Raw genomic sequence first — 14,509 nt, 5'->3', positions numbered from 1 at the left:
TGGTATGTCGAAGATCACGAATATGACCAAATGCCTCGGCCAGAGGTTATTCCTGTGCATCCACAGTCCAAGATTATTCACTCAACTTTCGGGGTTGCCTCATTTTGCTTTTTTAAACGGTAAAACAGCAAAATGAGGCAACCCCGAAAGTTGAGATACAAGTCTTGATCAAAAAATTGATCATATTATCCAATGTGTTGATGCGCCTAATAATACCCTTTTTGAGATAATCGAAAAGATTAGAAAAAAGTACCCTGCAATAGACCCGGAACTGGTTCAGATTATTATTCAAGGCGAACTTGGCAGGCATATCACCTCGCCAACGTGTACTGATTGTCGTTCCAGGGTGCATAAGAAATATGACAATAAACGAGAATGCGTTACCACGCGTGGAACAATAACGATTAACTGCCCGTATTATACCTGCCCAAAATGCAAGGCCGTTCATACCCCTTATGAAGATGTTCTTAATCTCAGGGATGGTAAGTACCAGTATGATATACAAAAAATAGCAGCCCTTTTCGGTGCCAAGGAAACTTTTGAGGAAGCTGCAGAGATGATGAACGAAATATACCGTTTTGATATTTCTGCCGATACGGTGCATAAACTTACCAACCAGGTTGCTTCTGAAATCAGTCTTGCCGAGATTACTCCAACTGCCGAGTAAGTTGCTCAAATTATAGAGTATATATCAGAAGACAGTTACCGCCGACCAGTACTCGTCTTTTCTGCTGACGGCGCCATGGTTCCAATCAGGACAGAAGAAAAAGGGCAGCCTCACTGTTGGCGCGAGGCAAAAGGTATTCGTGGTTATTTGCTGGACAAAGATAAAGTTGTCCATCTGTTAAGCTGGCATCAAATCAGTAACATTAATGAATTCCGCGAGTTTCTGGCCGAGTTGAGGGAGCAGGATATCATTCCACTGGACAAAGTCCGTTTGTGTTTTGTTGGTGATGGAGCGAAGTGGATATGGGACTGTGTCAAAGAGTATTTCCCTGAATGTCGGCAAGTTCTCGATTATTATCACTGCTCGGAACATTTACATGATTTTGCCAAAATTCACTTTTCTGAAACAGAAAAGGCCCGTTCGTGGATAGAACAAACCAAGGTACGCTTGTTTCATAATAATGCTGCTCACGTGATCGCCGGGTTGAACCGGATGAAGTGTAAAACTGCAGAGGCAAAGACAGAGCGGGACAACCTGGTCAACTATCTCAAGACAAACAAGGTTAGAATTGAGTATGGCCGCTTACGGCGTGGTGGCTATCCACTTGGCAGTGGCGCAATAGAAAGCGCCAACAAGTTTATCAGCAATATTCGTCTCAAGAGGTCAGGCGCTTGGTGGAAAGTTGACTATGCCAACAACATCTTGAAACTACGCTGCGCGAAGTATAACTCAAAATTTGATTCGTTCTTTGATCAGTATGAGAAAAGTGCGCAGGAAAAAAGGGTCTCACGAGAGAAGAGGATACGACGTGTTAAATGATTCCATAAACGTCGGATGCACCCGGATGGTATGAATGTGCAGATCGATTTTTTTCATTAGCTGTGAGTATAATTTCTATTGAGATATAATTTTTGGTCAAACATAACGTTTTAATCAGCGGCGCTGCATTTTGCGTCCGCTGGATTTATTTGTTGGCATTCGTATCAATCATTTGAGTTACATAATATGAGGTTTGATAGATCAAATCTAATGTAGTTATACGAACCTTCGCTATAGTACTGCGAAGGTCGTACACAATACTTAAGCCATTTTCATTTATGAAAGTATCGTAGCTGTCTATACCTGAGAACTGGTCAAGATGCATGAGAAGTTGATGAAACAATTCACTTGCCTCACTGATGTGAACGGTCATTGCTTCAGGGTAAGGCATCTGGACCATAAGAGTAAGTGTGTTTCTGACTGTTTCCTGTTTATAAATGATGTCCCCGTAATCCAGATGCTGAATAGCATCATTGATACGTTTATCGAATACCCCTCTATAGGCGTCGCGATCTGCCCAAGCTCTTTCACCATCAATATGACCTCTTGAAAAGTCAAATTTTCGTCTACGTAGTTCCTCACGATCACTTGTTCCGTAATAGGATCTATCCATCCAGTATTCAAACTCCTTATACTCTTTGGATAATGAGCTTAGGATGCCATCCAACTCATTTAACACCTGTAACGCAACAGCACCTTGCGAAACGAATTCCTGATGGAGTAGGAGAATGCGATGCTGCATTGTCGGAGTCAACTGCTTGGGAATTTCACCCATCTTTATATCTAACGCAGAAAGTAACAAGCGCAAAGGGAGGGAATCAATACGGAGTGAGCTGTTAGTTCGAAAATCAGCGTATCGTTTACTCTTAATTGCAGTAGGGATCTTAATATTTTCAATAAGTATAGGTAGGATAAAAACACCACCACGTTCCTTTTCCAGCATCTTAGCAACTGACAATTCCTCCTTCACCCATTCGGAATCGACAGAGTTGTTGGATAAGATGTAACAGACGTAAGTGGCTTCCTGTAAGGCATCATACACCTTCTGTGGAATATCCTCGCCAATCCCTATGTCTCTCTCATCAAGAAAGGTATCCACGCCGAAAGCCCGGAGTGCCTTATCTAATTCCCTGACAAATGGTTTGTCTTTAGAACTATGAGATAAAAATACGCGTTTGACCTGCATGCTGTATTGCCTGTATTAGATGCCAACGTTGCAATAACCGGACCGCGCGCTGTTTGCGGGTCCGGTTGATTGGCTGGTTAGAACTTGTATTTTAATTCTACAATGCAAAAAACCTTGGAGGTTTTAATGGATGATTGCATTCGCAGTCGCTATTTTTTGGGCTTTGAAGGCCGTGGTGGAACCGGGACTTTAGGTGGCAATCTATCACCTGGAACTGTTACACTGCCTCTTACACTTCTCGGAGGTGGAGGCGGTGGTGGAGGTGGTACTGCCTTTTTATCCTTAGCCATTTTATGACCTCAATCATGTTTTGGTTGTTTGGGTGGTCTCTGCCTCGGGATCTCTACGTCCTCCTTTATCACCCTCTTTGGCGGGGGGGGAGGAGGTGGTGGCGGAGGTTTCGGTTGTTCTTTTCCCATTAGTTAACACCTCTTCTTGATTTCCTTCTGGTACACCAGCCGTTCGCTGTTCGTTTTTTTCTGAACTATCTAACTGAATATTTTGTGGAAGTTTAAATGAGTTTGTTATTTTGACCTTATACTCTTTATCGACGGAATTTTTGTCTACCCCGCTGAAAGTGAATGTTAAAAATGCAATAGCTAAAGGCAACGCACATAAAATCAAATAGGTATTACATTTGTGTAGAGCTTCAGATCTACTGTCGTTAATTGCTGTATTTACTGATGAGCACTCATTGTAATAGTTATAAATATATTGATTGAAATATTTCTTTGAAAGAACTTCACCTTCTTCATAACCTTTATAGGTCTCAATTAGATCCAAGCGATATCTTTCTGTTTCATTAGCGGGAGGCAAAAATTGATAGGCATGCCCATAAAATGAACGAACAAAGTGTTTTAGTGCGAAAACAAATAGAACTACACTTGCACCAAAAACTAACCAAAATACATAGCACCAAACGCTAGCTACGCTGAATGACAACCCTTTTATTATATTAGCAATAACACCAAGTATAGCTAGGGAAATTGCCAAAGGAATTTGCATACGTGCTGACAGTTTTTCTCTAGCTTCAACTTCATGGAAATATAGCTTTTCATATAGATCAAACAGTTTGCCTTCTTCCATATTGATTCATTTTTGGTGTTCTAACAAGTTAGTAAGTAGTTTCTCTTAATCTATGCAATGCTAGAAATCTCACGAACGTAAAACCAGATAGTTAGGCCGCAACCTAGCTCTTTATCACTCATCTTTGACGGGATTAAGGGAAGCCTATTAACTTTTTCAAATCTGTCCCCCCCCCTAAAAGTGCAGCGGCCAAAGTAAACATCTTTCCACCAGATGTTTACCTCCTTCCAGAAGGTAAAAAAAAGCTGTGATTGCCATGAAACGGTTGCAACACCATGCATTATTCCTGAAGGGGTTGCTAAACGGCCTGTCATATTGCGTATTTAAAGGTACTTGTCCTGAAAATTCAAGATGTTAATAAGTACTGCGGTCGCGCATTTTATTCAAATGTTTTCCATTATGCGGGAGAATTGAATATACTCTGCCTTATTGGAGGCTGCACTTTGTCAGTGCTTTGGGGCAGCTTTTATTACCTTTGCCGAGAGATACAAGTCTGTGTATATCCTCTCGACATATTGGGACCGAACTATTGTGGAAACTGGATAGAGAAAATTGCAGAGAATATAGAGGGTTGCGACCGTATAGCCCAGCTTGGATCAGGATTATTGATTTTCTGGAAACATCCCTGTGAACTAAATTTTGAGTCTCAGGTCATGATCTACAGGAGGAATTAGATGAGTAGTCATGCAATAGAAGAAGCCGCCCGTTGTTTAAAGTGTAAGAAACCCTTATGCCAACAAGCTTGCCCTGTCAGTACGAATATACCGGAGATGGCACGGTTAATTGAAGCCCATAAGATAGATGAAGCAGGCACCATGTTATTTGATAATAACCCTTTAAGTGTTATTTGTGCATTGATATGCCCTCATGAGAATCAATGTGAAGGCAACTGTATACTTAACCGTAAAGGTGAGCCCATCCATGTGAGTACCATGGAGCATTATGTGTCGGATTTTTATTTATCCAGAATGAAGAACAAAGTACCTGAAGCATCTATTGAGAAAAATAAAGATAAGGAAATTGCCATTGTCGGCTCGGGGCCATCAGGCTTAACCTTGGCTTTTTTGATGGCTAAAAAAGGCTATCCAGTTACCATTTTTGATAACCATGATAAAATTGGTGGCGTTCTCAGGTATGGAATTCCTGAATTTAGATTGCCTAAAAGCATCATCGATCGGATGAAAGTATCCCTCAAAGAGATGGGGGTGACCATTCGACCAAATACCCTTATTGGTCCTAACATTACTTTGGATGATTTGTTTATTGACGGGTATAAGGCTGTTTTTGTCGGCACCGGTGTGTGGAAACCTAATCGTTTGAGAATTAAAGGTGAAACAAAAGGGCATGTGCATTTTGCCATTGACTATCTGAAAAATCCTGAGGTTTATGATTTAGGGAGCAAGGTGGTTATTATTGGTGGGGGCAATGTGGCCATGGATGTGGCAAGATCGGTGTTAAGGCATGGGGTGGAAACGTCGGTGGTTCTTTATCGCAAAGGGGCCGACCAGTTACCTGCCTTACGAGAAGAAATTAGGTACACCAAACTGGATGGTGTTCAATTCGAATTTTATAAATCGCCGGTAGAGATTACGAGAGAAGGTGTTCTGTACCAAAATACCAGCTTTAGTGAGGATAAAGAGGGCAATCCTATTTTTGAAGTGGATGAAAGCGCAACCTACCTCTATGAAGCAGATTCAATTATTATTGCAGCAAGCCAAGGACCACAAGCAAATATCATTTCATCTTCCAAAGGGATTGACACCAATGCGCGGGGACTGGTCCAAGTGGATCGATCCGGCCAAACAACCAGAGAAGGTGTTTACGCTGCCGGTGATGTTGTTACCGGTGCAAAAACGGTTGTTGAAGCGGTTCGATGGACAAAAGAAACAGCAAAAGCCATGGATGATTACTTGACGCACTTGTAAAGAGAAGATTTTCCGACCAACACATAACTTACCATAAAAAAACGTAATAAACGGTTACCAGCGAAAGCCTACATATGACACCCAAAATGGCCTGCATGGGCTTTTCGAGGACCGACGAGTGCGAAAAGGAGGTCTAAATCTTTGCTGATACCTGGAGGGTATCTTAAAAAAAATACCGCAACCGAAGTTCCAGCTTATTGCTGTTCTGCTTTTCACCGTACTCGGTAAAACCGGCACCACTGAGCCAGGAAAAACGAAGGCGGATTTCCCAGTTGGTAAAGCCTGTGTACAACAGTTCCGGGGTTAGAGAGTAACTGCTGTCCTCAAGGTTAATGATCGTGGTTATGGCCGGGGTGAAATAGAGGATATCAAAGGGTTCTTTCTGGTTGAAACGGGCATACAGATAATTGCGACCAGGCTGGGCCCTGCCATAGCCTTTAAGACTGGCACTTCTCGCTTGCTCAAGCAATTTGCTGCCGGCTGCCAATTGCAAATCGTCGCCTGCATCAAGGGCAAACCGGTAAAACGTTTCCATCTCCTGCTGGGAATATCCGCCGCCATTATGATAGTACTCGATAATGGAGGTAATGTTCTGTGAGGACAGGTAGCGCATGCCGATCAGAAAGGCCAGCGCATCCTCTGCTGTTGCTTGGAGACTTCCATCTTGCCCCAGGGCCAATCTACTCTGATTTTCGGTCCATGCAAGTTCCCCATGGATTTCAAAATTTGCCAGCAGATTGCGGGAAAAGTCCAGGCCGAAGGCAGTGGCCCGGCTCCCCCCAGTGCGGAGCAGCAAATCGATATCCGTATCATAGAGCAGCAGATACAGCTTTGCTGCCAGGTTCATTTCATTTACCGTCCCAAAATCATCATTTATATGGTCATACACGGGCAGCAGAACCGTGGTCAGGGCTGCGGTCTGAACAACACCGATATTACTTTTAATAAAATCCGCTTCCGCCGTTATATATCCTTCAAGGGCTTCATCGGGATTATTGGGATCTTTACGCCGGTTAATAAAACCTACCGGGTTCCACGCATAGCCCTTACCCCACTTGTAAGACTTTTTGCCAAGGCTCAAACTTGTGGAAGCCTTAGGTTTAAAGGTCGCGTAGGCAGTATAAATGTCCGCAGTATCACTCCAACCGAGAGTATCCTGTTGTCCGGCAGCCTTGAGCAACCATTGCAGGCTGTATAACTCCTGGCTGTAACTGCCCCCTAGTTGCAATGCGCCAACCAGTCTGTCAAAATCGGATTGCGGATCATCCGCCAGATTGAGGAGGCTGAAAGCCGATCCCTGGTTAATGTCCATGTGCTCCCATCGGAGTTCTGCATACCCTTCCCACTCCAGGGATTTCTTCTCGATTTCCTCCAGTTCAAAAGTAAACTCTTGATCACTTGCATACCCCGCACCAAACCCTGCCAGCACAAAAGCCAACAGGGACAGAAGCGTTATGCTGAGCGGCTTAGCGTAGTGCATCAACTTTGGACATATAATTAAGAGTAAAGACCTCGTCATCAAACTCCCGTTGCTGCATCTTAGCAAACAACATGACCGACTTGTACCCCTTGTACAGCGGGCTGTCGGTTTCCAGGACGGACGGCCTGACCATACCGTCCCCAAAATCCTTGATCTTTGAGTAATGCAGGGTTTTGATCAACATTCCGCTGACAGCATAACACTCGATGGTTGTGGGCAGGGTGGTCTTTTTATCCACCACCATCATCAGGCGATCATAGGCGACGGCTCCAGACTTTGCCTTTAGCTCGAGCAGGTAACTGTCCCCTTTGTCCTCAACACTTTCTGCCGTATACTCCACACTGTAATCAAGTCGCAATATGTCGGAATTGTTAAACACACCGCCGACAACCGACTGCAGACTGGTGATCCGTAAGGGCTTGCCCACATTGGGAATGTACAGCCACATATTGTCGCCAAGACGGAGGGTGGCACGACCTTTTTCAGAGGCAGGCGATACAAACAGAGCCACCATTTTTTCCTGGCCTTTCTTTACCGTATAGAGCACAAACTCTTTCTTGCTTCCATCAGGTTCAACATTAATCAGCTTGCGGTACATTTCGTAGGAAGCCGGCTGCATCCTGGCATCAACCTGGCGCAACAGCTCGTTACCATCAATGCCCCACACGGGAGCAACAAGAGCAAGCAGCAAAGTAGCAATTAGCAGGGGGGTGGAAAACAAAAATTTTCGTTGCATCTGCACTCTCCTAAACATGTCGTAATGCGGTGATGGGATTCATTCTGGATGCCTTCCAGGCTGGTTGAAGGCTACCGATAACGGCAACGGCAATGACAATGCCAACCACCAGCAACACATCGGTGGTGCTGATAACAGGTGCCAGCAACAGGTCTTTCTGACGTCCAAAGTCAAAACTTATACTAGACACATTCATGCCGGCAATAGCAAGCAAACTGATAACAAGACCAATAAGGGTCCCTAAAATACCAAGCAATAATCCTTCGGTAAGAAACAAGGCCAAAATCTTACTCGGACTTGTGCCGATGGCGGCAATGGTGCCGATCTCATGAATACGTTCATACACGGACATGATCATAACGTTCATGATACTGACCAGAACAATGGCTACCAGCATGATCTTGATAAACAACGTCATCAGGTCGATCATGGCGGCAATCTTGGAAAAAGGAGAGAGTTTTTCCCAGGAATGAACTTCAAAGACCGGTTTTCCCTGCTTGTTGAGGATTCCTCCCAAGGCTTCTTTCAAGTTTGCCAGCACGTCCGGCAGCGTAGCCATTTCTTTAAGGCGGATAGCAATTTCACTGACCTCGGGTTTGTCGATCCGCAACAAGGTCTTGGCATCACTTAAATGAATATACCCGTCACGGCCGCCAGGGCCGGATATACTTTCTAAAATCCCACGCACCACAAACGGCTGCCCATTTACGAGGCCGTCTTTGTTGGTGGCAACCAGAACAATGGTATCACCGACTTTTACTTTCATCCCCTTGGCAATGAGTTCCGGAACCAGTATTTCCCCTTTATCCAGCAATCCTTCTTTTTCCCCCTGGAGTATACGCCCAGTCAGCATGGGTGATGCCTGCTGCTCTTGTTTTGGGTTAACAGCATTGATACGAATGTTAGTGGTTTCGTTATAATTACTGAACATAGCTCCCAGCTTGATACGCATGGAGTATGCCTCAACTTCAGGACTGGCATCCAAGACTTCTTTTACCTTGGCAACCTGCTTCCCCTGGAGATTTCGATTTAAGGGCAGACTGTCTATGGAAGCAATATAGCCTTTACGGTGGACCTGCAGGTGACCCAGCATCGAATCGGTAATCTGTCCGACCATCAGCGATTTGAAAGATCCTGATACCGAGACAAACAGCAACACCGCAACCACGCCGAGGGTGATAAGAATCGAGGTCAGCAGGGTTCTTCGTTTGTAGCGTAGTAAATTACGAGCCGCTATTTTGAATATATTATACATGGCTCCCTCCCTGCCCGTTACTCTCTGTTTGTAGCAGGCCATCTTCAAGTGCAAAAACTATCTCCGCATTTTTAACCACCTTGGGATCATGGGTAGAAAAAATAAAAGTGGTGTCAAATTCATCGCGCATTGTTTTCATTAGAGAAATAATTCGGTTGGCAGTATCGCGGTCCAGGTTTGCGGTGGGTTCATCTGCCAAAACCAGCTTAGCATTGGTTACCAACGCGCGGGCTACCGCCACACGTTGCTTCTGGCCACCTGAAATCTGGCCAGGATACTTATTGGCCTGATCCTGCATTCCCACAGCTTCGAGTAATCTTTCTACCTGTTGGCGCCGTTTCCGCACTGGCCAGTTTTGGACCATGATCAGCGGATACTCAATGTTTTCAAAAACGGTGAGGACCGGAATCAGATTGAAATCCTGAAATATAAACCCGATATGTTCCCCTCTAAATCGGGCCGATTCACTGGATCGCAGCCCAGCCACATCTTTTCCCACTACCTCCAGGCTGCCACTGGTAGGCGGGTCAAGACAGCCTATCATATTCAGCAGGGTCGACTTCCCGCTTCCTGACGGACCGACAAAGGAGACAAAAGAGCCTGCCTCAATGGAAAAGTCCACACCGCGAATTGCCGGTACAGTGATATCGCCGGCCACATACTCTTTTGTAAGCTGCCGGGCAGCAACGATGGTCATTGAACAGTCCTCCTCTTCATTAGGGTTTCCTAGTCTATTACAATCGGCATACCAGAAAAAGGCAAACACAACTTAGACCTATAAACAGCGTGTTACGCATTATTGTCCGTTTTTAAAAAAAATATGTTCGACAGGTCACGTGTTTGCTCGACAAAATTGTCGAACATGTCGATTCTGTCTCTGCTCGATAAAAAAAGCTATAGCCCCCTGAAAATTCATTTAAAAAGAACTTTACCACCAAAAAAACATTGTGCATATACACAATTCCTTCTGTGCGGTTGCATTTTATGGTATGGAGAGTATTTTTTGGTTTTTCAAGGTCACTCAAAGAAAGCAAAAACTGAAAAAGTTCTCAGTGGAGTGTACCAGCTCAGAAGAAACAACGCAGTGCAATGGAAGCTTGAAGTCGACAAAGAAAAATGTTCTGGGTGCGGTGAGTGTGGTGATAATTGTCCTGGCGAGATATTTGAACTGAAAAACGACAACACACCCCCTACCCATACGAAGGAATACCATAGTTGGCATACCTGTGAATCAGTCTGCGAAGAAGAGGCTGTAAAAGTGAATGAGGCTGAATAAGCCACATCTTAATGATCTTCAATGTTGTTTTTTGACTCTATACGAACCCCTTAAAATTGTTAAACGTTAGAAACTAAGTCATGCATGTAGAAACATTTATTCCCTTTGTTTTGGCAACAACGTTAATCCTTGTTATTCCTGGGCCGACCATCATCCTCGTGGTCAGCCAGGCTGTTACCCATGGACGTAGGGCAGTGATTCCGCTCGTTGCCGGGGTATTGATGGGTGACTTTACTGCCATGACCCTTTCTTTGCTAGGCCTTGGAGCACTTCTTTCGACTTCAGCAGCCCTCTTTTCCGTTTTCAAATGGATCGGAGCCTTGTACTTGCTCTATCTTGGCGTTAAATTGTGGCGACTCAACCCCCAGGATATCCCTACACGACAAAAAGCAACGCACCCCTCTGCAGGATCGCTTTTTACTAGTTCCTTTATTGTGACTGCGCTCAATCCCAAATCCATTGCTTTCTTTGTTGCCTTTCTGCCTCAATTCATTCATCCAGCCCAACCTGCACTTGCCCAGTTCCCGTTGTTGGGAGGTACTTTTCTCCTGCTTGCTACCCTTAACGCAGCCGTGTACGCTTTGTTTGCAGGTCAACTCAGAAAGCATATGCGAAAAGGAAAAATTCGCAGATGGTTTAACCGCTGCGGTGGTACCGCACTTATTGGTGCGGGTATCTTCACTGCCGGGATGCAACGATCAGCTTAAACGGGGTGGACAATTTTGTCTTGTTACTGTTGCGCTGCTACCATTTTGTAGCTTTCCGTTACACATAGCGAGATACAAGGCAAGCGGTTAGCACACAGCACACCCGGATATACGCTGGAAAATCGACCTGAAACGGTCCCTTTTCTCCGTCACCAGCATTCCTGTGCCTTAATATTTACAGCTGGCCCGCATCTTGTAAAACATACGGTAATTGCACCGTCGTTCCTGATGCACCCGGCACAACATCAACAAAGGAATCCCAGATGAAAACAGTACTTACCATTGTCCTTATTCAATTTTTTTCTATTGTCACAGCCCACGCACAAACGGTGCATCTCTCTGTTGCGGCAAGCATGACCGACGCGTTTAAAGAAATAATCAGTGTATTTGCCACCCAACATCCCAAAGCAGAGCTCCTGCCAAATTTTGCCTCTTCCGGGAGCCTTGCAAAACAGATTGAACAGGGAGCACCCGCAGATTTTTACGTGTCCGCCAACCCAAAATGGATGAAATATCTTGTTGAAAAAAAAATAATTACCCCGGAGTCCAGTCATATATTTGCCTATAACAAGCTGGTCTTTGTTGGTGATAAAAACCTGGCTGTCTCCTCCTTAAAAAGCCTGCTCGGGTTACAACGCATTGCTTTAGGCAGCCCGGGCAGTGTCCCTGCCGGTCAGTATGCCAAACAGGCAATGGAAAAAGTGGGAATTTATGCAGAGCTTGCAGAAAAAAAGAAACTGATCATGGCTAAAGATGTTCGCCAGGCATTGATGTATGCGGATCGCGGTGAGGTAGACGGTGCCTTTGTATACACCACAGATGCCATGCTCGCAGGCAACGCAAAAATACTTTTTACAGTACCGCAGGATCTGTATGACCAGGTTGCCTACCCAATGGGATTAACGAGGTCAGGGGCCGACAATACAATGGCCAAAGCTTTTTACCAGTACATGGGCACCCCTGAAGCCAAGCAAATCTTAACGAAATATGGATTTGAGCCTGCTCATTAACTTCACTTACAAACGAAACGGCAAAGCAGATGTTTTCCCTTACCCCAGACGATATCCTGGCGATTAAATTATCGGTACAGGTGGCAGTCACGGCAACGATCATTGCCCTTCCCCTTGGGTTTGGCGCAGCCTACCTGTTGGCTCTATCGAACATCCGCGGCAAGGCTGTGTTGGAAGGAATCATCAATCTGCCCCTGGTCCTCCCCCCGGTTGTCACCGGCTACCTGCTGTTGCTGCTCTTGGGCCGTAACGGCTGGCTGGGAAAAGTGCTGGCACTGTTTGATATTCGTATAATTTTTACTTTGCGCGGCGCAGTCATTGCCTCGGCGGTTGTCGGCTTTCCGCTGTTAGTACGCTCCATCCGCATCGGACTGGAAAACATCGACAAACAATATATACAGGCATCAAGAACACTGGGGGCGCATTGGTGGGATACCCTGTTTACCATTACGATCCCCCTCTGCAGTCGGGCTATTTTGGCAGGGACCACGCTCATGTTTGCTCGAAGCTTAGGAGAATTTGGCGCGACCATCGTGCTGGCAGGAAACATGCCCGGCGTCACCCAAACCATTCCCCTTGCCATCTATCAATATACAAGCACTCCCGGTGGTGACCGAATGGCGCTGTCCCTTTGTCTTGTTTCCATCCTTCTTTCGTTTGTAGTACTGCTTATCGGTGAGGCTGCCAACCGTACCTTGGCAAGGAACTAATATGTACCTGGAAGTGGATATAGAAAAACAGCATGGTGATTTTCAGTGCAAAATTGCCTTTACACTGCACTCAGAAGAATGCGGCGTTTTCGGGCCGTCCGGCAGTGGTAAAACATCGTTAATGCACATGCTTGCCGGACTCCTCACTCCTGATCGGGGGACTATCAGACTCAACGGAGCAACTCTTTTTGACAAAGACACCGGCATCAACCTCCCCCCGGATAAAAGACGGATAGGAGTCGTTTTTCAACACGCCCGCCTCTTCCCCCATATGAGCGTGAAAAAAAATCTGTTCTACGGCATGAACAGAGTACCTCGCGACCAAAGAAACATTGACCCCAAATCGCTTATCGATGCTCTGCAAATCAAACACTTGCTTAAACGTAATGTCAGTAATCTCTCCGGCGGCGAGCGACAACGAATAGCTCTTGGCAGAACAATTCTTGCCTGCCCTCACCTTATCCTGCTTGACGAGCCCATGTCCGGGCTGGATGGAACCATGAAATACCAGATCATTCCTCATTTGCAGGCGGTATTTAAGGCGTTTTCCATTCCCATCCTCTTTATCAGTCACAGTCTGCAGGAAATGCGATTGATGACACAAGAGGTACTCGTCATGGATGACGGTCATATACAGCACCATGTGCCGACAGAAAAGCTGGCAAGGACCGGCGTGGGAAGCGGTGGTACCGGCTACGTCAACCTGCTTCATCTTGATGCACCCCAAGATCTTGGCAGGCTGCTTCGCTACCAGTGGGGAAATGTGCCGCTGATGCTTGTCAAAACCAAGGACCAGGGACCAGGGCAATTTGCTCTTGGCAGTAGAGATATCCTCCTCTTTAAAAAACATCCGGAAGCTTCAAGTGCGCGCAATGTGTTGCCCTGCATCGTCCGCAAAACCTATCAGACTGATTGGCTGTCAGGGGTTGAACTCGACTGTAACGGTAATACCCTCATCGCTGAAATCGTCCCTCAATCATTAGAAGAACTTGATATCCGTCCTGGATGCGAAGTAATCGCAGTGTTCAAAGCATCAGCATTTGAGCGGCTCTATTAACGAGCTGGCTCCCTCCCCCACCGGTAGAAGCCAAACATCTACAGAAAACAGATTGCTTTCTGGATAACAGTCTGTAAAATATCAGACACCAGCATTTCCTATTTTTCAATCTGCCAAAAATGGAAAGAGAGAATTGTTTTTGATAAATCTACAAACTACTACCAGGAGGGTACAATGATTTCCATTTCCATGAAAACTCAAATAAATGCGCCGGCCGCTGATGTATGGGCTGTTATCAGTGATTTTAATGCGCTCCCAAAATACGTTGCAGCTGCGGTAGAAAGTAAGGTCGACGGTGAAGGTATAGGCGCCGTGCGCACCCTGACCCTGCCGGATGGTGCTCTTTTGCAAGAGCGTCTTGAACAGCTTGATACAGATGAGATGTTTTTGCAATACTCCATAGTTGACGGTCCCCTGCCCGTGGCGGATTACTTGTCTACCATGAAATTAACGGCAGCGGAAGAGGGCTGCGAACTGGAATGGTCCGGCGATTTCAATGCTGCAGGCGCCTCCGATGAGGATGCCCGCGAAACCATGGCTGGTATATACCAAATGGGCTTTGACGGACTTGCCAAACTATTTGCATAACAGCAGG

Annotated in this window: 16 protein-coding genes; 10 read left to right on the top strand and 6 right to left on the bottom strand. The window is 45.6% G+C overall.

Translation table 11 applies throughout. The features are described from left to right. Window positions 1–346: 346 nt before the first annotated feature. Together ACHZCY_RS17835 and ACHZCY_RS17830 are read left to right on the top strand one after the other, a co-directional pair. A complete protein-coding gene (locus ACHZCY_RS17835) occupies window positions 347–667 on the top strand; it encodes a hypothetical protein (RefSeq protein ID WP_319549872.1) in 321 nt (106 codons plus the stop codon). A gap of 75 nt (window positions 668–742) precedes the next feature. Further along, entirely contained in the window at window positions 743–1,486 is a 744-nt protein-coding gene (locus tag ACHZCY_RS17830; RefSeq protein WP_319549871.1) for a hypothetical protein, read from the top strand. 145 nt (window positions 1,487–1,631) lie between these two features. Here ACHZCY_RS17830 and ACHZCY_RS17825 read toward each other — a convergent pair whose 3' ends face one another. Further along, on the bottom strand, window positions 1,632–2,672 hold the full coding sequence (locus tag ACHZCY_RS17825; RefSeq protein ID WP_319549870.1) for a toll/interleukin-1 receptor domain-containing protein: 1,041 nt from the start codon (window positions 2,670–2,672) through the stop codon (window positions 1,632–1,634). Window positions 2,673–2,798: 126 nt separating this feature from the next. Between ACHZCY_RS17825 and ACHZCY_RS17820 the strand changes: the two genes are divergently transcribed. Beyond that, a complete protein-coding gene (locus tag ACHZCY_RS17820; RefSeq protein ID WP_319549869.1) occupies window positions 2,799–2,969 on the top strand; it encodes a hypothetical protein in 171 nt (56 codons plus the stop codon). A 6-nt stretch (window positions 2,970–2,975) separates the two neighbouring features. On the opposite strand, the gene ACHZCY_RS17815 is transcribed toward ACHZCY_RS17820, so the two are convergent. Beyond that, window positions 2,976–3,758, bottom strand: coding sequence for a hypothetical protein (locus tag ACHZCY_RS17815; RefSeq protein ID WP_319549868.1), 783 nt, complete (start codon window positions 3,756–3,758; stop codon window positions 2,976–2,978). Window positions 3,759–4,432: 674 nt separating this feature from the next. Between ACHZCY_RS17815 and ACHZCY_RS17810 the strand changes: the two genes are divergently transcribed. Beyond that, window positions 4,433–5,683: an NAD(P)-dependent oxidoreductase gene (locus ACHZCY_RS17810; protein ID WP_319549867.1), complete on the top strand. Its 1,251-nt coding sequence runs from the start codon at window positions 4,433–4,435 to the stop codon at window positions 5,681–5,683. Between the two features lie 163 nt (window positions 5,684–5,846). On the opposite strand, the gene ACHZCY_RS17805 is transcribed toward ACHZCY_RS17810, so the two are convergent. From ACHZCY_RS17805 to ACHZCY_RS17790, 4 genes are read right to left on the bottom strand one after another with little or no spacing between them, the layout of a single operon-like run. Next, a complete protein-coding gene (locus tag ACHZCY_RS17805) occupies window positions 5,847–7,163 on the bottom strand; it encodes a hypothetical protein (RefSeq protein ID WP_319549866.1) in 1,317 nt (438 codons plus the stop codon). Next, window positions 7,150–7,899 (bottom strand): outer membrane lipoprotein-sorting protein, encoded by a 750-nt coding sequence (locus ACHZCY_RS17800; RefSeq protein ID WP_319549865.1) that lies wholly within the window; start codon window positions 7,897–7,899, stop codon window positions 7,150–7,152. Before ACHZCY_RS17800 ends, ACHZCY_RS17805 begins: the two co-directional genes overlap by 14 nt. A gap of 10 nt (window positions 7,900–7,909) precedes the next feature. Continuing rightward, complete coding sequence (locus ACHZCY_RS17795; protein WP_319549864.1) at window positions 7,910–9,154, bottom strand: ABC transporter permease; 1,245 nt, start codon at window positions 9,152–9,154, stop codon at window positions 7,910–7,912. Further along, window positions 9,147–9,851, bottom strand: coding sequence for an ABC transporter ATP-binding protein (locus ACHZCY_RS17790; protein WP_205223437.1), 705 nt, complete (start codon window positions 9,849–9,851; stop codon window positions 9,147–9,149). Before ACHZCY_RS17790 ends, ACHZCY_RS17795 begins: the two co-directional genes overlap by 8 nt. Before the next feature lie 306 nt (window positions 9,852–10,157). Between ACHZCY_RS17790 and ACHZCY_RS17785 the strand changes: the two genes are divergently transcribed. The 6 genes from ACHZCY_RS17785 (at window position 10,158) to ACHZCY_RS17760 (ending at window position 14,502) form a co-directional block, all read left to right on the top strand. Continuing rightward, a complete protein-coding gene (locus tag ACHZCY_RS17785; RefSeq protein WP_319549863.1) occupies window positions 10,158–10,430 on the top strand; it encodes a 4Fe-4S dicluster domain-containing protein in 273 nt (90 codons plus the stop codon). A gap of 80 nt (window positions 10,431–10,510) precedes the next feature. Then, on the top strand, window positions 10,511–11,137 hold the full coding sequence (locus ACHZCY_RS17780) for a LysE family translocator (RefSeq protein ID WP_319549862.1): 627 nt from the start codon (window positions 10,511–10,513) through the stop codon (window positions 11,135–11,137). A 263-nt stretch (window positions 11,138–11,400) separates the two neighbouring features. Continuing rightward, window positions 11,401–12,147, top strand: coding sequence for a molybdate ABC transporter substrate-binding protein (gene modA / locus ACHZCY_RS17775; protein ID WP_319549861.1), 747 nt, complete (start codon window positions 11,401–11,403; stop codon window positions 12,145–12,147). A 29-nt stretch (window positions 12,148–12,176) separates the two neighbouring features. Then, complete coding sequence (gene modB, locus ACHZCY_RS17770) at window positions 12,177–12,857, top strand: molybdate ABC transporter permease subunit (protein ID WP_319549860.1); 681 nt, start codon at window positions 12,177–12,179, stop codon at window positions 12,855–12,857. A 1-nt stretch (window position 12,858) separates the two neighbouring features. Continuing rightward, window positions 12,859–13,914, top strand: a complete 1,056-nt coding sequence (gene modC / locus ACHZCY_RS17765; protein ID WP_205223432.1) for a molybdenum ABC transporter ATP-binding protein — start codon at window positions 12,859–12,861, stop codon at window positions 13,912–13,914. Window positions 13,915–14,088: 174 nt separating this feature from the next. After that, window positions 14,089–14,502 (top strand): SRPBCC family protein, encoded by a 414-nt coding sequence (locus ACHZCY_RS17760; protein WP_205223431.1) that lies wholly within the window; start codon window positions 14,089–14,091, stop codon window positions 14,500–14,502. Window positions 14,503–14,509: the final 7 nt, after the last annotated feature.

The sequence above is a fragment of the Desulfogranum marinum genome (genome assembly GCF_963675105.2).
GTDB lineage: Bacteria > Desulfobacterota > Desulfobulbia > Desulfobulbales > Desulfobulbaceae > Desulfogranum > Desulfogranum marinum.
This window is presented reverse-complemented; position numbering and strand designations above follow the sequence as displayed.